Origin of the sequence: Stutzerimonas stutzeri (assembly GCF_000219605.1) — a bacterium.
In the GTDB taxonomy this organism is placed as follows: Bacteria; Pseudomonadota; Gammaproteobacteria; order Pseudomonadales; family Pseudomonadaceae; genus Stutzerimonas; species Stutzerimonas stutzeri.
The window spans coordinates 4,520,342-4,540,999 of record NC_015740.1; the positions used below are offsets into that span (position 1 = coordinate 4,520,342).

A 20,658-nucleotide genomic window follows, 5' to 3' on the forward strand; every position below is an offset into this window, starting at 1 on the left:
CCTGATTAACGGGCAACACTGCTCAGCTCCTGATGCATTTTATGAGAGTTGGCAACCACGTCTTTCGGCTTCAGCTCCCGGTAAGGAGTGTCAAGATCGAAAAGGAAACAGTGCCGGGCCAGCAACTGGCGTAGCCAATAGAGCGCCTGACCGGCCTCCAGTTGGCAGGAGGTATCCAGTCCTTGGGCAATAGCGGTCAGCTTCCGGTCTGGGTGACGCTGAAATTCGAGCAGAAACAGCTGCTGGTAATGGGCGATATCGTCCTGAGCGATGTCGTCTTCAGCATGGGCAGGATAGAGCCATTGGATATGGCAAATGCCACCTTGGATACCTCGCGCTCCGTGACGATGACCCAGGGAATACCTTTTTCCTGCCAGTAGCGCCTTTCAAGCTCAAGCCTCTCGATAACTTCAGGCTTCTGCAGGTCGGTACTGTACTTGGCCTGAATCGCGATACTCGGGCGCTGAGGATCTTCGAAATCCACCAGAAAGTCGCTGGTCAGTACCTGCGGGGTACCCTTGTAACGACCGTGGGGCAGGCCAAGCTCCTCGGCGATGCGCACCGTATCTTCGACCCGCATCGGAAACTGTTCACGGATATCGGTGACATGGGGAGACCGATCCAAGGTCAGGAAGATGGCCAGTTCAAGATCGGATAGAAGATGGTGTAAACGCCGGGTCTTGCTGCCAGGCAGGCGGTGGGAGCGACCCAGCGAGGACACGTCCCTGGTGTAGATGAACGGCTTGTAGTCTGATCCCTGGCCTTGGCCACGCCCGTCCTTGAGCCTTCTATCGATCTGGGCCTGGGTCAGCCCCTTGAATGTTCCAGACATGAGAAAGCCTGCCCCCGCTGTGTCGATGACATCAACATAGCGGATGCAGGCTCAGGATGAAACTTTATTTATAAGGATGAAACTTTATTTGTACGGATGAACCTTTATTTGCATCCCACAACACCTATCGCAGCCTGCTGGTGCCTTACTCCACGGTAACCGACTTGGCCAGGTTGCGCGGCTGGTCGACGTCGGTGCCGCGCAGCACGGCGACGTAGTACGACAGCAACTGCAGCGGCAGGGTGTAGAGAATCGGCGCCAGCGCATCGTGGATATGCGGCATGTTCACAAGGAAGATGCCCTCGCCGTTTTCGAAACCCGCCTCGCGATCAGCGAAGACGATCAGCTCGCCGCCACGGGCGCGCACTTCCTGCAGGTTGGACTTGAGCTTTTCCAGCAGTTCGTTGTTCGGCGCCACGGTCACCACCGGCATGTCGGCGTCGACCAATGCCAGCGGGCCGTGCTTGAGCTCACCGGCCGGATAGGCCTCGGCGTGGATGTAGGAGATCTCCTTGAGCTTGAGCGCGCCTTCCATCGCCACCGGATACTGCGCGCCGCGGCCGAGGAACAGCGTGTGGTGCTTCTCGGCGAAATGCTCGGCGATCTTCTCCACCGTGGCATCCATGGCCAGCGCCTCGCCCAGGCGCGTCGGCAGGCGCCGCAGCTCGTCGACCAGCTCCGCTTCGCGCGCCACGCTCAGTGTGCCGCGTACATGCCCCAGTGCCAGGGTCAGCAGCATCAGCCCGACCAGCTGAGTGGTGAAAGCCTTGGTCGAGGCGACGCCGATCTCCGGCCCGGCCTGGGTCAGCAGGGTCAGGTCCGACTCGCGCACCAGCGAGCTGATGCCAACGTTGCAGATGGCCAGGCTGGCCAGATAGCCGCCGTCTCCACTGGCCAGCTGCTTGGCATTGCGCAGGGCCGCCAGGGTGTCGGCCGTCTCGCCGGACTGGGAAATGGTGACGAACAGCGTGTCCGGCTGCACCACCACCTTGCGGTAGCGGAACTCGCTGGCGACCTCCACCTGGCAAGGGATACCGGCCAGCTCTTCCAGCCAGTAACGCGCCACCATACCGGCGTGATAGCTGGTGCCGCAGGCGACGATCTGCACGTTGCGCACCCTGGCGAACAGCTCGCCGGCCTGCGGACCAAAGGCCTCCACCAGCACCTGGCGATCGCCCAGCCGGCCTTCCAGGGTGCGCTGCACGACCTTGGGTTGCTCGTGGATTTCCTTGAGCATGAAGTGGCGATACTCGCCCTTGTCAGCCGCCTCGGCGCCTTCGTGATACTGCACGGCCTCGCGCTGCACCGGCTGGCCATTGACGTCCCAGACCTGCACGGCGTCGCGGCGAATCTCGGCGATATCGCCTTCTTCCAGATACATGAAACGGTCGGTCACCTGCCGCAACGCGAGCTGGTCGGATGCGAGGAAGTTCTCGCCGAGGCCCAGGCCGATCACCAGCGGGCTGCCGCTGCGCGCAGCGAGCAGGCGATCCGGTTGTTTGGCGCTGATCACTGCCAGGCCATAGGCGCCGTGCAGTTCCTTGACCGCTTCCTTCAGCGCGGCGGTCAGGTCGCCCAGCGCATCGAGCTTGTGGTGCAACAGGTGGACGATGACCTCGGTGTCGGTATCGGAGAGGAACACGTACCCCAGCGCCTTCAGCCGGGCGCGCAGTGCCTCGTGGTTCTCGATGATGCCGTTGTGCACCACCGCCAGGTCGTCACCGGAGAAATGCGGATGGGCGTTGCGCTCGCAGGGCGCGCCGTGGGTCGCCCAGCGGGTGTGGGCGATACCCAGGCGACCGACCAGCTGGGTCTGCTGCTGAGCCGTTTCCAGTTCGGCCACCTTGCCGTTGCGACGCAGCCGTTCGAGCCTTCCGCTGTCGCTCAGCACGGCGACACCGGCGCTGTCATAGCCACGGTATTCCAGGCGCTTGAGGCCTTCGAGAAGAATTGCGGTGATGTTGCGTTCGGCGACAGCGCCAACGATGCCACACATACTCAGGTCTCCGGATGGGGTTCGACGGCCACGCAGATCAGTTTGACGCCGCGGGCCAGGATGCTGGTGCGCGCCTCGTCGCTGAGGCGCTCATCGGTAATCAGGGTGTGTACGCTGCTCCAGGGCAGCTCGAGATTGGGGATGCGCCGGCCGATCTTGTCGGCCTCGGCGAGCACGATGACCTCCCGCGCGACATCGGCCATGACCCGGGATAACCCTAGCAGCTCGTTGAAGGTGGTGGTGCCACGCTCCAGATCGATGCCGTCGGCCCCGATGAACAGCTGATCGAAGTCGTAGGAACGCAGTACCTGTTCGGCCACCTGGCCCTGGAAGGACTCCGAGTGCGGGTCCCAGGTGCCACCGGTCATCAGCAGTACCGGCTCGTGCTCCAGTTCGCGCAGGGCATTGACCACGTTCAGCGAGTTGGTCATTACCACCAGCCCGTGCTTGTGGCCGAGTTGGGGAATCATCGCCGCGGTAGTGGTGCCGCTGTCGATGATGATCCGCGCGTGCTCGCGGATGCAGCCGACCGCGGCACGGGCGATGGCCTGCTTGTAGGGCGAGACGGGCTGCACGCTGTCGCCGATCAGCTCCTGGGGCAGTGGCACCGCACCACCGTAGCGACGCAGCAGCAGGCCGTTCTTTTCCAGAGCGGCGAGGTCCTTGCGGATCGTGACTTCGGAAGTTTCGAAGCGCCGGGACAGCTCGTCGACGCTGACCTCGCCGCGCTCGGTGAGCAGGGCGAGGATGGCATGACGGCGTTGCGGTGTGTTGCGCTTCGACATTGCTATGTTTCGATTCGAAATTTAATGGTGCGAATCAAAACATATGCATTCGCTGCCTGCAAGCGTGGCATCGGCCGAAGCGAAAGGCGTGCGTCCGCTCAGTTGAGCGTGAGCTTGACGCCGAAGCCGACCAGGAACAGCCCGGCGAGCTTCTCCAGCCCGCGCGCGATTCGCGGATTGGCCCGCATGCGCTCGGCGAGACGATGGGTCAGCAGAACCACCAGCAAGCCGTAGAGAAAGGTCAACAGCATGATGGTGACCGCCATGAAGGCGAAGGTGACCAACCCCTGATGGCGCTGGGGATCGATGAACAGCGGGAAGAATGCCATGTAGAAGACGATGGCCTTGGGATTGAACAGGGTGATCACCAGCGTCTGCCAGAGGTACTGGCGCGGCTGGATGGTCAGCGTCGGTGCGGCGCCCGGCTTGGCCAGCAGCATGCGCGCACCGAGCCAGATCAGGTAGGCGGCCCCCAGCCACTGCACCAGATGGAAAGCCGTCGGGTAGGCCTTGAGCAACGCGGCAACGCCGGCGACCGCAAGCCACATTAACACCTGGTCGCCGAAGATGATGCCGAAGGTGGAGGCCAGCCCACCGCGGATTCCACCCTTGCCGGTCGAGAGGATCAGCGCGAGATTGCCCGGCCCGGGAATGGCGAGAAGGATGATGAAGGCCACCACGAAGGCGCCGTAGTCGGTCACACCGAACATTCCATTCCCCTTCTGCCGAACCACTGCGGGGCGCCGCAAGCCCCTTGCTTGGCGGCGGCGAGTCCGACAGCCAGCTCGTCGGGCCGGCCCTGTTTCACTTCTTGGTCGGCCGCTGCCAGCCGTCGATATTGCGCTGGCGCCCGCGGCCGAGCGCGAGGGTATGCGCCGGCACGTCGTCGGTGATGGTCGAGCCTGCACCGGTAGTCGCGCCGTCGCCCAGATTCAGCGGTGCCACCAGCGAGCTGTTGGAGCCGATGAAGACGTCCTCGCCCATCACCGTGCGGAACTTGTTGGCACCGTCGTAATTGCAGGTGATGGTGCCGGCGCCGATGTTGCTCCGCGCGCCGATCTCGGCGTCACCCAGATAACTCAGGTGGCCGGCCTTGGCGCCATCGCCGAGGCTCGCATTCTTCATCTCGACGAAGTTGCCCACATGCGCCTTGGCGCCGAGCAGACTGCCGGGTCGCAGCCGGGCGAAAGGCCCGCAATCGGCGCCCTCGCCCATCACGGCCCCCTCGAGATGGGAGTTGGCCTTGACGACCGCGCCACGGCGCAGGGTGCTGTCCTTGATCACGCAGTTAGGGCCGATCTGCACATCGTCCTCGATCACCACCCTGCCCTCGAGCACCACGTTGACGTCGATCAGCACGTCACGGCCCACGCTGACCTCGCCACGCAGATCGAAGCGCGCCGGGTCGCGCAGCGTCACGCCCTGCGCCATCAGGCGGCGCGCGGCACGCAGCTGGTAGTGACGTTCCAGCTCGGCGAGCTGGATGCGGTCGTTGGCGCCCTGCACTTCCATGGCGTCCGCCGGCTGCTCGGTAGCCACCCGCAGGCCATCGGCAACGGCCATGGCAATCACGTCGGTCAGGTAGTACTCACCCTGAGCATTGCTGTTCGACAGACGCCCCAGCCATTCGCCGATGCGGCTACCGGGCACGGCAAGGATGCCGGTATTGCCTTCGCGGATGGCGCGCTGGTCGGCGCTGGCATCCTTGTGCTCGACGATCGCCTGCACCTCGCCACGCCCGTCACGGACGATCCGGCCGTAGCCGGTCGGGTCGTCCAGCGTCACCGTCAGCAGTGCCAGCTGCTCGGGCCCGACCTTTTGCAGCAGACGCTGCAGGGTCTCGGCTTCGATCAGCGGCACATCGCCATAGAGAATCAGCACGCGCTCGGCCGAGAGGTGCGGCAGCGCTTGCGCCACTGCATGACCGGTGCCCAGCTGTTCGGCCTGAACGACGAAATTGAGATCATCACCGGCCAGGCGCTGACGCACCTGCTCGGCGCCGTGGCCGATCACTACCTGGATGCTGCGCGGCTGCAGCGCGCGCGCAGTGGCGATGACGTGGCCAAGCATGGATTGGCCGGCGACCGGATGCAGCACCTTGGGCAGCGCCGAACGCATGCGGGTGCCCTGTCCGGCGGCGAGAATGACGATATCGAGGGACATGAAGCGATTCCTGAACGGGATCGGTGCGACCGCGCTTCGCCCGTTGCGAGCGGTACAAGGCGTCTTTACCGACGAATGACAGAAAAAGAAAAAGGGTAGCCAAGGCTACCCTTTTACTCGTGCGCGATGAAGTCGCTAGCCGATCAGTGCCGGCCGTACTTCTTGCGCATCTGCTCGATGGTACGCAGCTGAGCTGCGGCCTCGGCCAGACGTGCGGCCGCGGAACCGTAGTCGAAATCCGCGCCCTTCTCGTGCAGGGCCTTCTCGGCGGCCTTGACGGCGGCCTGAGCAGCAGCCTCGTCGATGTCCTTGGCGCGCGTAGCGGTATCGGCGAGGACCTTCACCATGTTCGGCTGAACTTCGATGAAGCCGCCGGAGATGTAGAAGATCTCTTCCTCGCCACCCTGCTTGATCACCCGCACCGGACCGGGCTTGAGATCGGTCAGCAGCGGCGCGTGACCCGGCAGGACGCCGATGTCACCAAGGTTTCCGTGGGCGATGACCATTTCCACCAGCCCCGAGAACAGCTCTTCTTCCGCACTGACGATGTCGCAATGGACTGTCATAGCCATGTTCATGCCTCGGTAATCAGCCCGACCAGCAGCGGCCGGTCAGGCTGGATTGGCGCCCGCAAGCGGGCGCGCCAGTTACAGTTTCTTGGCCTTCTCGATGGCTTCGTCGATGCTGCCGACCATGTAGAACGCCTGTTCCGGCAGATGGTCGTAGTCGCCATTGAGGATGCCGGAGAAACCACGGATGGTTTCCTTCAGCGGAACGTACTTGCCCGGCGAACCGGTGAAGACTTCGGCCACGAAGAACGGCTGGGACAGGAAGCGCTGGATCTTACGAGCGCGGGATACCAGCTGCTTGTCCTGCTCGGACAGCTCGTCCATACCCAGGATCGCGATGATGTCCTTCAGCTCCTTGTAGCGCTGCAGCACGTACTGAACGCCGCGAGCGGTGTCGTAGTGCTCCTGGCCGATGACCAGCGGATCCAGCTGACGGGAAGTCGAGTCGAGCGGATCGACCGCCGGGTAGATACCCAGGGAAGCGATGTCACGCGACAGTACGACGGTAGCGTCGAGGTGGGCGAAGGTGGTTGCCGGGCTCGGGTCGGTCAGGTCGTCCGCGGGAACGTATACGGCCTGCACGGAGGTGATCGAACCGTTCTTGGTGGAGGTGATGCGCTCCTGCAGAACGCCCATCTCTTCGGCCAGAGTCGGCTGATAACCTACCGCCGAAGGCATACGGCCCAGCAGGGCGGATACTTCGGTACCGGCGAGGGTGTAACGGTAGATGTTGTCGACGAACAGCAGAACGTCACGACCTTCGTCACGGAACTTCTCGGCCATGGTCAGACCGGTCAGCGCAACGCGCAGACGGTTTCCTGGCGGCTCGTTCATCTGGCCGTAGACCAGGGCCACCTTGTCCAGAACGTTGGAGTCCTTCATCTCGTGATAGAAGTCGTTACCTTCACGAGTACGCTCACCCACACCGGCGAACACGGAGTAACCGCTGTGCTCCATCGCGATGTTACGGATCAGCTCCATCATGTTTACGGTCTTGCCTACACCGGCACCACCGAACAGACCGACCTTACCGCCCTTGGCGAACGGGCAGACCAGGTCGATAACCTTGATGCCGGTTTCCAGCAGCTCGTTGCCGCCAGCCTGTTCGGAATAGGACGGCGCAGCGCGGTGGATGGTCCAGCGCTCTTCTTCGCCGATCGGGCCGGCTTCGTCGATGGGGTTACCCAGGACGTCCATGATGCGACCCAGGGTCTGCTTGCCGACCGGTACGGAGATACCGGTGCCGGTGTTGACGACGTCCAGGCCACGCTTGAGGCCTTCGGTCGAACCCATGGCGATGGTACGGACAATGCCGTCGCCCAGCTGCTGCTGGACTTCCAGGGTGGTCTCGGCGCCCTGAACTTTCAGTGCGTCATAGACGTTCGGTACCAGATCGCGCGGAAATTCCACGTCGATAACGGCGCCGATGATTTGAACGATACGTCCGCTACTCATGTTTGGTTCCTCTGAATATTTGAACCGTTCTTAAACCGCGGCAGCGCCGCCGACGATTTCCGAAATTTCCTGAGTGATCGCAGCCTGACGGGCCTTGTTGTAGACCAGTTGCAGGTCGCTGATCAGCTCACCGGCGTTGTCGGTTGCGTTCTTCATGGCAATCATCCGCGCGGCCTGTTCGGCTGCGCCGTTCTCAACCACGGCCTGATAGACCTGGGACTCGATGAAACGAACCAGCAGGGCATCCAGCAGCTGCTGGGCGTCCGGCTCGTAGAGGTAGTCCCACTGACCTTTCTTCACCGGCTCGGCACTGTCGTCTGCAGCCAGGGGCAGCAGCTGATCGAGCGTCGGCTTCTGGGTCATGGTGTTGATGAACTTGTTGGATACCAGGTACAAGCGATCGATACGGCCCTCGTGGAAGCCGTCCAGCATGACCTTGACGCTGCCGATCAGATCGTTGATCGATGGCTCTTCGCCGAGGTTGCCGATCGCTGCTACGACGTTGCCGCCGAAGCTGCGGAAGAAGCTTGCGCCCTTGTTGCCTATCACGCAGAGGTCGACTTCGACCTTCTGATCGTGCCACTCCTTCATGTTCTTGATCAGCGCCTTGAACAGGTTGATGTTCAAGCCACCGCAAAGACCACGATCAGTAGACACGACGATATAGCCGACACGCTTGACCGGACGCTCCACCATGAACGGATGACGGTATTCCGGGTTGGCGCCGGCCAGATGGCCGATTACCTGCCGGATCCGCTCCGCATAAGGGCGGCTGGCAGCCATGCGCATCTGTGCCTTGCGCATCTTGCTGACCGCCACCTTTTCCATGGCGCTGGTGATCTTCTGCGTGCTTTTGATGCTCGCAATCTTGCTGCGAATCTCTTTTGCGCCTGCCATTTGACACCTATCGGGTTAGCAGGCGGGAGCCTCGCGGCTCCCGCTGCGGCTTACCAGCTCTGCGTGGCCTTGAACTTCTCGATACCAGCCTTCAGGCCAGCGTCGATTTCGTCGTTGAAGTCGCCCTTCACGTTGATCTTCGCCATCAGGTCGGCGAACTCGCGGTTGAAGAAGGCGATCAGGGCCTGCTCGAAGGCGCCAACCTTGGCCACTTCCACGTCCGCCAGATAGCCACGCTCGGCGGCATACAGGGACAGGGACATGTCGGCGATGGACATCGGCGCGTACTGCTTCTGCTTCATCAGCTCGGTAACGCGCTGACCATGCTCCAGCTGCTTGCGGGTCGCTTCGTCCAGGTCGGAAGCGAACTGGGCGAATGCAGCCAGTTCACGGTACTGAGCCAGTGCGGTACGGATACCACCGGACAGCTTCTTGACGATCTTGGTCTGCGCCGCACCACCCACGCGGGATACCGAAATACCGGCGTTGACGGCCGGACGGATACCTGCGTTGAACATGGCCGATTCCAGGAAGATCTGACCGTCGGTGATGGAAATCACGTTGGTCGGAACGAACGCGGAAACGTCGCCAGCCTGGGTTTCGATGATAGGCAGAGCAGTCAGCGAACCGGTCTTGCCAGTCACTGCACCATTGGTGAACTTCTCGACGTACTCTTCGGAAACACGCGATGCGCGCTCCAGCAGACGGCTGTGGAGATAGAACACGTCGCCCGGGTAGGCTTCACGTCCCGGCGGACGACGCAGCAGCAGGGAAATCTGGCGGTAAGCCACAGCCTGCTTGGACAGATCGTCATAGACGATCAGTGCGTCTTCGCCGCGGTCGCGGAAGTATTCGCCCATGGTGCAGCCGGCGTACGGAGCCAGGTACTGCAGCGCAGCGGACTCGGAAGCCGAAGCAGCCACCACGATGGTGTTGTGCAGGGCACCGTGCTCTTCCAGCTTGCGCACTACGTTGGCGATGGTCGACTGCTTCTGACCGATAGCCACGTAGACGCAGCGGATGCCGCTGTTCTTCTGGTTGATGATGGCGTCGATAGCCAGGGCGGTCTTGCCGATCTGACGGTCACCGATGATCAGCTCGCGCTGGCCACGGCCTACCGGGATCATGGCGTCGACCGACTTGTAGCCAGTTTGAACCGGCTGGTCTACCGACTTACGCCAGATCACGCCCGGTGCAACCTTCTCGACCGCATCAGTTGCCTGCGCGTTGATCGGGCCTTTGCCGTCAATCGGGTTACCCAGTGCGTCGACTACGCGACCCAGCAATTCCGGACCAACCGGAACCTCGAGGATGCGGCCGGTGCACTTGGCGCTCATGCCTTCGGTCAAGCCCAGGTAGTTACCCAGAATTACAGCACCTACGGAGTCTTGCTCCAGGTTCAGTGCCATACCAAAGACGCCACCAGGGAACTCGATCATCTCGCCGTACATGACGTCGGCCAGACCGTAGATGCGTACGATACCGTCAGAAACGCTGACGACGGTGCCCTCGTTACGGGCTTGAGCAGCGACATCCGATTTCTCGATGCGCTGCTTGATGATTTCACTTATCTCGGAAGGATTCAGTTGCTGCATGCCATGACCCTCAAATCAGGATTTCAACGATTCGGCCAACTGGCTCAGTTTGCCGCGGACCGAACCGTCGACAACCACATCACCGGCGCGAATCAACACGCCGCCGATCAGCGCAGGATTAACGGCCTGCTGGAGGTTGACGGTGCGATCTAGCCGCTTCGACAGGGCGGCAGCCAAAGTTTGGAGTTGCGCGTTGCTGAGCTCGAAAGCGGTTTCAACTTCTGCTTCGAGCGTTTTCTCGGCTTGCGCCTTGATGTCCTCGTACAGCTCCCACACGGTCGGCAGGACCGACAGGCGATTGTTTTCGCCAAGGGTCTGGACGTAGTTGCGGAAAGCTTCGTCAACATCGTCACCGAGTAGACGCACCAGCCCCTGAAGCTTGCTTTCGCTAGACAGGCGGGGGTCGTTCAGCAACGCTGCGACTTCTGGGACTTCAACAGCGATGGCGGCCAGGTTCAGCATTTTCGACCAGGTATCGGTCTTTCCTGCGGCGCTGGCAAACTCGAAAGCGGCTTTCGCGTAAGGCCGAGCAAGCGTCTGGGTATTGATCATCGCTTGCCTCGCTTAGAGTTGGGAGGCCAGTTTTTCGACCAGCTCGTTGTGCACCTTGGCGTCCACCTGGGACTCCAGGATCTTCTCCGCACCAGCAACGGCAAGAGCCGCAACCTGAGTGCGCAGTTCGTCCCTGGCGCGGTTCACTTCCTGTTCGATCTCGGCGCGAGCACCAGCGACCAGGCGCTCGCCCTCAGTGCGAGCCTGCTGCTTGGCTTCCTCGATAATCAGATTGGCGTGCTTATTCGCCTGTTCGAGGATCTGGGCAACCTGCTCTTTGGTTTCACGGAGCGAGTGGGAAGCTTTTTCCTGGGCCAGTTGCAGATCGCGCTGAGCGCGGCCGGCAGCATCCAGACCTTCGGCAATTTTCTTCTGGCGAGCTTGCATGGCGCTGGTGATAGGCGGCCAAACAAACTTCATGCAGAACCAGACGAAAATAGCGAAGGCAATCGTTTGACCGAACAGCGTCAGATTAATGTTCACTGATCTACCTCATGCTATCTCGTTGTTTCCCGGGTGCTGAAGCCTAACCGGCAGGGCAACGCCCTGCCGCTCGGACGGGTCAGCGAATTAAGCAGCCATACCAGGGGCAACAACGAAGATCAGGTACATCGCGATACCAACGCCGATCATCGGCACGGCGTCGAGCAGACCAGCCATGATGAAGGTCTTGGTTTGCAGCTGCGGAGCCAGTTCAGGTTGACGAGCAGTGGATTCCAGCAGCTTGCCGCCCAGCAGGGAGAAGCCAATACCGGTGGCCAGAGCGCCCAGACCAATGATGATGGCGGCAGCGATGATTACGAGTTCCATGATTACTCCTAGGTTTTCAGAGGTTAGAGTTGCAGTTCAAGTTTGCTACGGGTTTACGGTCGCTTTCGCGTCTCAATGGTCCTCGTGGGCCGCGCTCAGGTACACGATCGACAGCACCATGAAGATGAAGGCCTGCAGCGGGATCACCAGGAGGTGGAAGATCGCCCACGGCACATTCAGGGTCCACTGTACGTAGAACGGCAGCAGCGCGATGAGGATGAACACCACCTCACCTGCATACATGTTGCCGAACAGACGCAGCGCAAGGCTCAGCGGCTTGGTCAGCAGACCGAGAATCTCGAGGAACAGGTTGAAAGGCACCAGCGACCAGTGGTTGAAGGGAGTGAATGCCAGCTCCTTGCTGAAACCACTGAAGCCCTTGACCTTGACGCTATAGAACAGAATCAGGAAGAACACGCCGATGGACACACCGAAGGTACCGTTCGGATCGGCTGTCGGGACGATCTTGAATGCCGGCAGACCCAGCAGGCCAGCCAGGCCGGGGATGTAGTCGACGGGGATCCATTTCAGGCTGTTCATCAGCAGGATCCACATGAAGATGGTCAGAGCCAGCGGCGCGATCAGCGGATTGCGACCGTGGAAGGTGTCCTTGACCATGCCTTCGACGAACTCGACGACCATCTCTACCAGGTTCTGCAACTTGCCGGGCACACCCGCGGTAGCCGAGCGGCCAGCCATGGCGAAGATACCGATGAACAGAAAGCCCGCGAACAGCGACCAGCCCAGGGTATCCAGGTGGACGGCCATGAAGCCCATTGCCTGTGCTTCAGCCGAAGTTTGCGCGATGGTCCAGGTGGCCTGGTCGATCACGGTTCCGTCAACGCGTTCGTAGCCAGCCGGCAGCTTGCCGTAGGTCAGGTTTTGCAGGTGATGCTGAATATATTCCGCCGGGGTACTCGCCATGTGCGCGCCTCAATGCTCAATGCTTCGGATTATTTTTCATCAGCAGGAGCGCGCTCGCGGAGGTGCCTAGGACCAGCACGTAACCGACGAACAGGGCAACCGGCTCCAGCGGTCGCACTCCCACAAACACCAGCGCAAACAGCGCTGCTGCCAGAATTTGTTTCCCCATCTGCCCAGACCATAAGGACTGAATGATCGCCCTGGCCGAGCGTGCGCCAAAGTAACGAAAGGCCTTGTACGCGAAATACACGTTCGCCGACAGTGCAATCAGACCGCCGCAAAGCGCGGAGTAGCCGGCGACCATACCAAATACCAGGCCACATGACACAGCGGTCGCTACCACGACCATCGCCTGCATCAGCAATACGCGGAAAGCCGGGAGACGATGGAAGGGTGTCTTGTTGTGTATGTTCACCTGAATTCCATCGTCGCAGCAGGCTGCGTAAATAATTGTCCGCAGTCAAAAAAGCGCGGCGAGTATAGGAGCAGGCCAGCCGGGGTTCAACACTCAGGTAGTAATTTCCGACTGGCACTACAAACATTTTGTATCAACGAATGTGCGCCAGAACGCCCTGCAATTCATCCAGGGAACTGTAGCGAATCACCAGCTGGCCTTTGCCCTTCTGCCCATGCTTGATCTGCACCGGCGAGCCCAGGCGTTCCGCCAGACGCTGTTCCAGACGGCTGATATCGGGATCGACCTTGACCTCGGCTTTCGGCTTTTCCTTGCTGCTCAGCCATTGGCGTACCAGGGCTTCGGTCTGGCGGACCGTCAGCCCACGTGCGACAACATGCCGCGCGCCCTCGACCTGCTGGTCAGCCGGCAAACCAAGCAAGGCGCGGGCGTGCCCCATTTCCAGATCGCCATGGGACAACAGCGTCTTGATTTCCTCGGGTAGGGCGATCAGGCGCAGCAGGTTGCTCACCGAGACCCGCGACTTGCCCACGGCATCGGCCACCTGCTGTTGAGTGAGCTGGAATTCCTGCTGCAGCCGCTGCAAGGCCACCGCTTCTTCGATCGGGTTGAGATCCTCGCGCTGGATGTTCTCGATCAGCGCCATGGCGATGGCGGCTTCGTCCGGAACCTCGCGAACCAGCGCCGGCACACGTTCCAGACCGGCCTGCTGGCTGGCGCGCCAGCGTCGCTCGCCGGCGATGATCTCGTAGCGGCCGCCCTCGACCGGACGCACGACGATGGGCTGCATCACGCCGTGATTCTTGATCGACTGCGCCAACTCTTCCAGGGCCTGCGGATCCATGTCGCGACGGGGCTGATACTTGCCGCGCTGAACCAGCTCCAGCGGTAACTGTTGCAGTTCGCGGGTGTCGACCTTGGCGGCCTCTTCCTGCATCGCCGAGACACTGGCGCCGCCGAGCAGGGCATCGAGTCCCCGTCCTAGACCTCTTTTCTTGGTCGCCATGAGTAGTCCTTATGCGAGAGCGCCACGAGCCGACTGGCGCTGGCGTCGCGACAGTTCGCCGGCCAGGGCCAGATAGGCCAGGGCACCCTTGGATTGCTTGTCGTAGACCAGCGCCGGCATGCCGTGGCTGGGGGCTTCGGCGAGCCGTACGTTGCGCGGAATCACGGTGTCGTACAGCTTGTCGCCGAAATGCGCCTTGAGCTGTTCGGAAACGTCGTTGGTCAGGCTGCTGCGCGGGTCGTACATGGTGCGCAGCAGACCTTCGATCTTCAGACTCGGATTGAGTGCCTGACCGATGCGCTGGATCGAGTTGACCAGATCGGACAAACCCTCGAGCGCGTAGTACTCGCACTGCATGGGGATGATCACGCCATCGGCTGCCGCCAGCGCGTTGATGGTCAGCATCGACAGCGACGGCGGACAGTCGATGAGAATGTAGTCGTAGTTCTCGCGTACCGGGGCCAGCGCTTCGCGCAGGCGCTTTTCCTTCGCCGGCAGATTGAGCAGGGCCACCTCGGCCGCCGTCAGGTCGCGGTTGGCCGGCAGCAGCTGGTAGCCGCCATGCTCGGAGAACTGCATGGCATCAACCAGGCTGCATTCGCCGATCAGCACATCGTAGATCGAGTATTCCAGGCCGAGCTTGTCCACACCGCTGCCGGTGGTGGCATTGCCCTGGGGATCGAGGTCGATCAGCAGCACCCGACGGCGCGTGGCGACCAGCGAAGCGGCCAGATTGATGCAGGTGGTGGTCTTGGCGACACCGCCTTTCTGGTTGGCAATGGCGAAGACTTTAGCCATGGTCAGTGTCTGTCCGGGTCATGAAGTGCGGCGCAGTATCAACAGATGGCGCTGGCCTTGGCAACCGGGAACCTTGAGCACGTGACAGGCATCGAGACGGAAGTCCTCGGGCAGGCGCTGCAACTCGTCATCTGGCTGCACGCCCTTCATGGCCAGCCAGCGGGTTTCGGCATTGCCCAGATGGCGGGTCCAGCTGGCGAAGTCCTCCAGCGAGCTGAAGGCGCGCGAGGTAATGCCGTCAAAGGCGATGGAGGGCTGGAACTGCTCGACGCGAGCGTGCACCACCTCAAGATTGGCCAGTTTCAGCTCCAGCTTCACCTGGGTGAGGAAACGTGTCTTCTTGCCGTTCGAGTCCAGCAGGGTGAACGCCCGTTCGGGAAACATGATCGCCAGCGGCACGCCGGGCATGCCGCCGCCGCTGCCGACGTCCAGCCAATTGCGCCCCCCTTCGGCCACGAAAGGCACCACGCTCAGGCTGTCGAGCAGATGGCGCGAGACCATCTCGTCCGGATCGCGCACGGCGGTCAGGTTATAGGCCTTGTTCCACTTGATCAGCAGCGCCAGGTAGGCCAGCAGCAGTCGTTGCTGGCGGTCGTCCAGGGGAATGCCGAGCTGCCCGGCCCCGCGTACGAGTTCTTCCGCATGGGATTCACTGACCAGACTCATCAGGCGCTCTGCTCCAGCTGCTGACCGGCGCTGCGCTTCTTCAGGTGGATCATCAGCAGGGACACGGCCGCCGGCGTGACGCCGGGGATTCGCGAGGCCTGACCGAGGGTCTGCGGGCGCGCCTGGCCGAGCTTGTGCTGGATCTCCTTGGACAGGCCGGAAATCGTCGCGTAGTCGAGGTCCGCAGGCAGTGCCACGTTCTCGCTGGCACGCAGCTTCTCGATCTCGTCCTGCTGCCGCTCGATGTAACCGGCGTACTTGGTCTTGATCTCGACCTGCTCGGCGACCTGCGGATCCGGTTCGCCCGGCCCGGTCAGTTCGATCAGGCTCTGATAATCGATTTCGGGACGAGCGAGCAGATTGAGCAGGTTGTACTCGCGGGCCAGCGGGCTGCCGAAGCGCTCGGCGATGGCATCGCCTTGCGGCGTGCCCGGGCGCACCCAGCTGTTCTTCAGACGCTGTTCCTCGCGCTCGATGCCCTCGCGCTTGGCGCAGAACGCCGCCCAGCGGGCGTCGTCCACAAGGCCGAGCTCGCGGCCCTTTTCGGTCAGGCGCAGGTCGGCATTGTCCTCGCGCAGGATCAGCCGGTACTCGGCGCGCGAGGTGAACATGCGATACGGCTCCTGCGTGCCAAGGGTGATCAAGTCATCGACCAGCACGCCGAGGTAGGCCTCATCACGCCGCGGGCACCAGCTGTCCTTGCCCTGTGCGCGCAAGGCGGCGTTGGCGCCGGCGAGCAGCCCCTGGGCGCCGGCCTCTTCGTAACCGGTGGTGCCATTGATCTGCCCGGCAAAGAACAGCCCGCCAATGACCTTGGTCTCCAGGCTGTACTTGAGATCACGCGGATCGAAATAGTCGTATTCGATGGCGTAGCCCGGCCGCACGATGTGCGCATTCTCCATGCCACGGATGCTCTGCACGATCTGCAACTGCACGTCGAACGGCAGCGAGGTGGAGATGCCGTTGGGGTACAGCTCATGGGTGGTCAGGCCTTCCGGCTCGAGAAACACCTGATGGCTGTCCTTGTCGGCGAAGCGATGGATCTTGTCCTCGATGGACGGGCAATAGCGAGGCCCCACGCCTTCGATGACGCCGGAATACATCGGCGAGCGATCGAGGTTGGCGGCGATGATCTCGTGGGTGCGCGCGTTGGTGTGGGTGATCCAGCAGCTGACCTGCGGCGGATGCTGCTCTCGGCTGCCGAGAAAGGACATCACCGGCAGCGGCGTGTCGCCGGGCTGCTCGGTCATCTGCGAGAAGTCCACCGAACGGCCGTCGATGCGCGGCGGCGTGCCGGTCTTCAGCCGGCCGACGCGCAGCGGCAACTCGCGCAGACGCTTGGCCAGTGCGATCGAAGGCGGATCGCCGGCACGGCCCCCTGAATAATTCTGCAGCCCGATGTGGATAAGTCCGCCGAGGAAGGTTCCGGTGGTCAACACCACGGACGTCGCAAGAAAGCGCAGCCCCATCTGGGTAACGACGCCGCGCACCTCGTTCTGCTCAACGATCAGATCATCGGCGGCCTGCTGAAATATCCACAGGTTCGGCTGGTTTTCCAGTAGCTCTCGGATGGCCGCCTTGTAAAGCACGCGATCAGCCTGTGCGCGGGTTGCCCGTACAGCTGGGCCCTTGCGGCTGTTGAGCACTCGGAACTGGATGCCGCCCTTGTCGGTAGCAACGGCCATGGCGCCACCCAGGGCGTCGATTTCCTTGACCAGATGACTCTTGCCGATGCCGCCGATGGCCGGGTTGCAGCTCATCTGGCCCAGGGTTTCCACATTGTGGGTGAGCAGCAGGGTCTTGACCCCCATGCGTGCTGCAGCCAGTGCCGCTTCGGTACCGGCATGGCCGCCGCCGATCACGATCACATCGAAACGGGATGGGAAATCCACGTGCACCTCGTGCCTTGTGGGCTGGTCTGGAAAAACGGCCAAGTATAGAGACTTACCCAGACTGAAAGAAGCGCCTTGGGCAAAATTTGATCAACGGAGGGTTGGCAACCGAAAAGAACAGAAAAAAGAAAAGAAAATATAAAAGAGCTTGTAGATATGTTTACTCATGGTGAAGCAGTTATCTGTGGATAAACATACAGAGCCCACTGTTATCAAGGGTCCCAACGATGGATAAGGCTGTGCTCCGCCTGCGCGATACCGGTGTGGATCAAGTGCGCGGGCTGTTGATAACAGAGCGAACTGTGCACAGGGGACGTTATCCAGAGGGTATGCCCCGCGCTTATCTACCGAGCCGAAGGAGGGTTATCAACAGGCCTTAGGAAGTCCGTGGCCAACAGTGAATCGACCTCAGGGTTCTTTGTCGGCTCTGGGCGGATCGCTTCTTTCAAGCCACTCATCCAGCGTTACCGGGCTGCGATCGAGCACGCCACGCAGGGCATCTTCCCCGTGTAGGCCGTCGAGCCGCGCGCCCGACATATAGGCGGCACGGCCGAGCAGGTGGCCGGCGATGGGAATGGTCAGCATGAGGAAGATCAATGTGGCCGAGCCAATGAACACGGCCTGTGCGTCGCCCATGTGTATCATCACGCCGAGCAGAATCAGCCCGGCGCCCACCGTGCCGGACTTGGTGGTGGCGTGAATGCGTTGCAGCGGGTCGGCAAAGCGCAGCAGCCCGAGCATGGCAGCGAACAGGAAGACCACGCCGGCGAGCATGACCACCACGGCGATAAAGTCGATCATTGTTCTTTTTTTCCCTTGCGCATGATGAATACGGCGAAGGCACAGGTGCCGACGAATCCGATCAGGCCGAGGCCGAACCCCACATCGAGAAACTCACGGCGCCCGGTCATGGCCGCCACCAGCGCGGCGATGGCCACGCCCACGCCGGTGAGCATGTCCAGTGCCACCACCCGATCGACCAGTGTGCGGGCGACGATCATCCGCCAGAGCGTCACTCCCAGTGGCAGCATGACGAGAACCAGCAGTGTTTCGATCATGCTCACCACCTCTCGATACGGGCGATGCGGCGTTCGAAGACCTGCTGGATCGACGCGATGATCTGCTCCGGCGTCCGCCCATCCAGGGCGTGCACGTAGAGCAGACGGCGATCGGCACTGACGTGCAGCGCGCAGTTGCCCGGCGTCAGCGAGACCAGGCTGGCCAGCACGGCGATGCCCATATCGGTTCGCAGCGCGATTGGCACGGCGATGATCGAGCTGTGCATGCGCGGCTCCCGAGCGAAGGCCGCGCGGGCCACCGTCACGGAGGACACGATCAGCTCGTAGAAATAGATGCCGAGCAATTCGACGACATCCACCACACGACGCAGCAAGCCGGTATTCATGGGCGGGCCTCCGGAATCGACGCGGACGGCAGCACTGCCGACAGGTACGCTGCCGGCTCCAGCAGGGCCGCCGCCGCGGTTTGCGAAAAGAGGATCAGCGGTTGCGGCATGAAGCCGATCGCCAGGGTCAGCGTGCCGAGCGCGGCGATCGCCAGCAGCATCGGCAAGGGCACCCGGCGGGCCTCGACCCGTGGCAGCACTGGCTTCTTCCAGAACGCCTCCATCCAGATCTTGGTCATCGAATAGAGCGTCAGCAGGCCGACGAACAGGGCCAGCCCCGCCAGCCAGTGCTCGCCAGCGCGGAAGGTGGCATCGATCACCAGGAACTTGGCCCAGAACCCCGACAGCGGCGGCAAGCCGGCCAGCGACAAGGCCGGGATCAGGAACAGTGCCGCCAGCAGCGGGTTGCGGTACATCAGCCCCCCGCTCTTGCGCAGGTCGAAGGTGCCGCTGGCGCGGTGGATCGCTCCGGCGAGGAGGAACAGGTTCGCCTTCACGATGATGTGATGCAGGATGTAGAAGATCGCTCCGGTCAGGGCCGCCTGGGTGGAGATCGCCAGCCCGAGCAGCATGTAGCCGATCTGGCTGACGATGTGGAACGAGAGAATGCGCCTGACGTCCCACTGCACCGCCGCGCCGAACACGCCGAACAGCATGGTGCCGGCGGCCAGCACGGCGACGATGTCGCGGATGCCGCTGTCCTCGACGCTGAAGATCAGGGTGAACACGCGTAGGCAGGCGTACACCCCCACCTTGGTCAGCAGCCCGGCGAAGATCGCCGAAACGGTGATCGACGCGGTGTGGTAGGACGCCGGCAACCAGAAGAACAGCGGAAAGTAACCGGCCTTGATGCCGAAGCCGCAGAGCAGCAGCAGGGCCGACAGGGTCAGGTTGATCGAGGGTTCGGTCTGCGGCAGCACCCGCGCGAGATCCGCCATGTTCAGCGTGCCGGTCGCCCCGTAGAGCAGTGCCACGCCGGTGAGGAAAAGCAGCGTGGAGAACAGGTTGAGGATCGCGTAGCGCACCGTCGCATCGAGCTGCGCGCGGTTGCGGCCGATGGCCAGGAGGCCCATCGCGGTGATCAGCATTACCTCGAACCACACATAGAGGTTGAAGATGTCGCCGGTGAGGAAGGCCCCGTTGACGCCGGCGAGCATGCCCAGCAGCAGGGGGTGGAAGCCGGCCCGCTCCTCGCGACGGCGGATGTCAGCCAGACCGAAGGTCATCACTGCGGCGGCCAGAATCCCGGTGATCGCCACCATCGCTGCCGCCAGGGCATCGGCGACGAAGACTATGCCGAACGGCGCCGCCCAGTCGCCGAAGCGGATCGCCAGAATCCCCTCGCGATACACTGCAACGAGCAACAGCAGCGAAGCAGCCAGCAGCAGGGTTATGCACAGGGCGCTGACCAGACGCTGGGCGCGACGACTTTTCCACAGGCAGGCTGCCAGCCCAGCACCGAGAATCGGCAGCAGGACCGGCCAGAGTGGTGCGTGCAGCGTCAGAAATCCTGTCATGGGCGATCCTTGCCTGCGGAGGTGGGCGAACCCAGCCGTTCAGCCGCATCGATCTGCCGCAGGTCCACGCTGCCCAGGCGACGATAGGTCTGCAGCGCCAGGGCGGCGAAGAAAGCAGTCAGCGAGAAGCCGATGACGATGGCCGTGAGCACCAGCGCCTGCGGCAGCGGATTGGCCGCATCGGCGGGCAGGCTGCTCTCCCCGGCGCGGATCACAGCCGGCGTGTTGGTGACGATGCGGCCGGCGAAGAAGATCACCAGGTTGATCGCCGCCGAGAGCATGGTCACGCCCAGCAGCACACGGACGATGTGCCGCGACAGGATGAGGTAGAGGCTGCAGCCGGCGAGCACGGCAATGCTCAGTGCGAAGAGCAGGTGCATG

At 62.3% G+C, this 20,658-nt stretch carries 24 protein-coding genes; all 24 read right to left on the reverse strand.

Annotation, left to right across the window (positions count from 1 at the left end; all coding sequences use genetic code 11):
- Positions 1-5: 5 nt before the first annotated feature.
- The 24 genes from PSTAB_RS22000 to PSTAB_RS20865 all read right to left on the reverse strand — a co-directional run bounded on the left by PSTAB_RS22000 (position 6) and on the right by PSTAB_RS20865 (position 20,657).
- The gene (locus PSTAB_RS22000) at positions 6-308 is read right to left on the reverse strand and encodes a TnsA endonuclease C-terminal domain-containing protein (protein ID WP_335324195.1); all 303 of its coding nucleotides are present in this window, start codon (positions 306-308) and stop codon (positions 6-8) included.
- Complete coding sequence (locus PSTAB_RS20755) at positions 197-832, reverse strand: TnsA endonuclease N-terminal domain-containing protein (RefSeq protein ID WP_013984539.1); 636 nt, start codon at positions 830-832, stop codon at positions 197-199. Before PSTAB_RS20755 ends, PSTAB_RS22000 begins: the two co-directional genes overlap by 112 nt.
- Before the next feature lie 145 nt (positions 833-977).
- A complete protein-coding gene (gene glmS / locus PSTAB_RS20760) occupies positions 978-2,828 on the reverse strand; it encodes a glutamine--fructose-6-phosphate transaminase (isomerizing) (protein ID WP_013984540.1) in 1,851 nt (616 codons plus the stop codon).
- 2 nt (positions 2,829-2,830) lie between these two features.
- Entirely contained in the window at positions 2,831-3,613 is a 783-nt protein-coding gene (locus tag PSTAB_RS20765) for a DeoR/GlpR family DNA-binding transcription regulator (RefSeq protein WP_013984541.1), read from the reverse strand.
- Between the two features lie 98 nt (positions 3,614-3,711).
- Complete coding sequence (locus tag PSTAB_RS20770; RefSeq protein ID WP_013984542.1) at positions 3,712-4,323, reverse strand: LysE family transporter; 612 nt, start codon at positions 4,321-4,323, stop codon at positions 3,712-3,714.
- A 94-nt stretch (positions 4,324-4,417) separates the two neighbouring features.
- Entirely contained in the window at positions 4,418-5,776 is a 1,359-nt protein-coding gene (gene glmU / locus PSTAB_RS20775) for a bifunctional UDP-N-acetylglucosamine diphosphorylase/glucosamine-1-phosphate N-acetyltransferase GlmU (protein ID WP_011915189.1), read from the reverse strand.
- 143 nt (positions 5,777-5,919) lie between these two features.
- Positions 5,920-6,348, reverse strand: coding sequence for a F0F1 ATP synthase subunit epsilon (locus PSTAB_RS20780; RefSeq protein ID WP_020308359.1), 429 nt, complete (start codon positions 6,346-6,348; stop codon positions 5,920-5,922).
- A 75-nt stretch (positions 6,349-6,423) separates the two neighbouring features.
- Positions 6,424-7,800 (reverse strand): F0F1 ATP synthase subunit beta, encoded by a 1,377-nt coding sequence (atpD, locus tag PSTAB_RS20785; protein ID WP_011915191.1) that lies wholly within the window; start codon positions 7,798-7,800, stop codon positions 6,424-6,426.
- A gap of 30 nt (positions 7,801-7,830) precedes the next feature.
- Positions 7,831-8,697, reverse strand: coding sequence for a F0F1 ATP synthase subunit gamma (gene atpG / locus PSTAB_RS20790; protein ID WP_013984544.1), 867 nt, complete (start codon positions 8,695-8,697; stop codon positions 7,831-7,833).
- A 50-nt stretch (positions 8,698-8,747) separates the two neighbouring features.
- Positions 8,748-10,292 (reverse strand): F0F1 ATP synthase subunit alpha, encoded by a 1,545-nt coding sequence (gene atpA, locus PSTAB_RS20795; protein ID WP_013984545.1) that lies wholly within the window; start codon positions 10,290-10,292, stop codon positions 8,748-8,750.
- Positions 10,293-10,307: 15 nt separating this feature from the next.
- A complete protein-coding gene (locus PSTAB_RS20800) occupies positions 10,308-10,844 on the reverse strand; it encodes a F0F1 ATP synthase subunit delta (protein WP_013984546.1) in 537 nt (178 codons plus the stop codon).
- A gap of 12 nt (positions 10,845-10,856) precedes the next feature.
- Positions 10,857-11,327 (reverse strand): F0F1 ATP synthase subunit B, encoded by a 471-nt coding sequence (locus tag PSTAB_RS20805; protein ID WP_003284844.1) that lies wholly within the window; start codon positions 11,325-11,327, stop codon positions 10,857-10,859.
- 87 nt (positions 11,328-11,414) lie between these two features.
- A complete protein-coding gene (atpE, locus tag PSTAB_RS20810) occupies positions 11,415-11,654 on the reverse strand; it encodes a F0F1 ATP synthase subunit C (RefSeq protein ID WP_003284846.1) in 240 nt (79 codons plus the stop codon).
- Positions 11,655-11,726: 72 nt separating this feature from the next.
- Positions 11,727-12,578, reverse strand: a complete 852-nt coding sequence (atpB, locus tag PSTAB_RS20815; protein WP_003284847.1) for a F0F1 ATP synthase subunit A — start codon at positions 12,576-12,578, stop codon at positions 11,727-11,729.
- 16 nt (positions 12,579-12,594) lie between these two features.
- A complete protein-coding gene (locus PSTAB_RS20820; RefSeq protein ID WP_418080430.1) occupies positions 12,595-12,999 on the reverse strand; it encodes a F0F1 ATP synthase subunit I in 405 nt (134 codons plus the stop codon).
- A 127-nt stretch (positions 13,000-13,126) separates the two neighbouring features.
- Positions 13,127-13,999, reverse strand: a complete 873-nt coding sequence (locus PSTAB_RS20825) for a ParB/RepB/Spo0J family partition protein (protein WP_013984548.1) — start codon at positions 13,997-13,999, stop codon at positions 13,127-13,129.
- A gap of 9 nt (positions 14,000-14,008) precedes the next feature.
- Entirely contained in the window at positions 14,009-14,797 is a 789-nt protein-coding gene (locus tag PSTAB_RS20830; protein WP_011915199.1) for a ParA family protein, read from the reverse strand.
- A gap of 18 nt (positions 14,798-14,815) precedes the next feature.
- Positions 14,816-15,463, reverse strand: a complete 648-nt coding sequence (rsmG, locus tag PSTAB_RS20835; RefSeq protein ID WP_013984549.1) for a 16S rRNA (guanine(527)-N(7))-methyltransferase RsmG — start codon at positions 15,461-15,463, stop codon at positions 14,816-14,818.
- Complete coding sequence (mnmG, locus tag PSTAB_RS20840) at positions 15,463-17,355, reverse strand: tRNA uridine-5-carboxymethylaminomethyl(34) synthesis enzyme MnmG (protein ID WP_011915201.1); 1,893 nt, start codon at positions 17,353-17,355, stop codon at positions 15,463-15,465. The genes rsmG and mnmG overlap by 1 nt, the downstream gene beginning before the upstream one ends.
- Before the next feature lie 408 nt (positions 17,356-17,763).
- Positions 17,764-18,156, reverse strand: coding sequence for a monovalent cation/H(+) antiporter subunit G (mnhG, locus tag PSTAB_RS20845; RefSeq protein ID WP_013984550.1), 393 nt, complete (start codon positions 18,154-18,156; stop codon positions 17,764-17,766).
- Entirely contained in the window at positions 18,153-18,413 is a 261-nt protein-coding gene (locus PSTAB_RS20850; protein ID WP_011915203.1) for an MrpF/PhaF family protein, read from the reverse strand. The genes mnhG and PSTAB_RS20850 overlap by 4 nt, the downstream gene beginning before the upstream one ends.
- 2 nt (positions 18,414-18,415) lie before the next feature.
- Positions 18,416-18,760: a Na+/H+ antiporter subunit E gene (locus tag PSTAB_RS20855; protein WP_011915204.1), complete on the reverse strand. Its 345-nt coding sequence runs from the start codon at positions 18,758-18,760 to the stop codon at positions 18,416-18,418.
- Positions 18,757-20,277, reverse strand: coding sequence for a Na+/H+ antiporter subunit D (locus PSTAB_RS20860; RefSeq protein WP_013984551.1), 1,521 nt, complete (start codon positions 20,275-20,277; stop codon positions 18,757-18,759). The genes PSTAB_RS20855 and PSTAB_RS20860 overlap by 4 nt, the downstream gene beginning before the upstream one ends.
- Positions 20,274-20,657 (reverse strand): sodium:proton antiporter, encoded by a 384-nt coding sequence (locus tag PSTAB_RS20865; RefSeq protein ID WP_011915206.1) that lies wholly within the window; start codon positions 20,655-20,657, stop codon positions 20,274-20,276. The genes PSTAB_RS20860 and PSTAB_RS20865 overlap by 4 nt, the downstream gene beginning before the upstream one ends.
- Position 20,658 lies beyond the last annotated feature (1 nt).